The organism is Paenibacillus sp. OT2-17, assembly GCF_009827695.1.
GTDB lineage: Bacteria > Bacillota > Bacilli > Paenibacillales > Paenibacillaceae > Paenibacillus > Paenibacillus polymyxa_B.
The window spans coordinates 1-546 of the sequence record NZ_WUDQ01001044.1; the positions used below are offsets into that span (position 1 = coordinate 1).

Annotated in this window: 1 protein-coding gene; it reads right to left on the reverse strand. The window is 47.6% G+C overall.

Features of this window, described 5'->3' with window-relative positions; all coding sequences use genetic code 11:
- A partial coding sequence (locus GRP75_RS28950; RefSeq protein WP_160791108.1) for a class I tRNA ligase family protein occupies positions 1-546 on the reverse strand: 546 nt, incomplete at both ends.

Here is a 546-nt window from a genome sequence, read left to right on the forward strand (position 1 = left end):
GAACGATACCTGTACCGCTGGAGTCTGTTACGAACTTCGCACCCAGAATCTGATTACCCTTCTCAACCTGAAAATACGTAAATGGCGGGGTATACGTTTGGCCAACCAGTTCTGAACCGGATAGCGTTCCAATCACTTCATGATCGCCTTTAATTACGTCCTCAACCAGATTTTTAGCAACGATGTATACACCGTCTTCCTGCTTCACACGTGCATATTCCAGTTCAGGGTTGACGGCGAGCGCCACGTGACTCGGCAAGGTCCAAGGCGTTGTCGTCCAAGCCAGAACATATTCACCACTGCTATGCAACTTGAATTTGGCCGTGGCACTCAGATCCTTCACATCTTTGTAGCCCTGCGCTACTTCATGAGAACTTAGCGTCGTCTGACAATCCGGGCAATACGGACTCACACGATGACCACGATACAGCAGATCTTTTTCATGAATTGTCGCCAAAATGTTCCATACGCTCTCGATATAGTTATTATCCAATGTAATGTACGGGTTATCGAGGTCAGTCCAGTATCCGATCGCTTCGGTTAGAT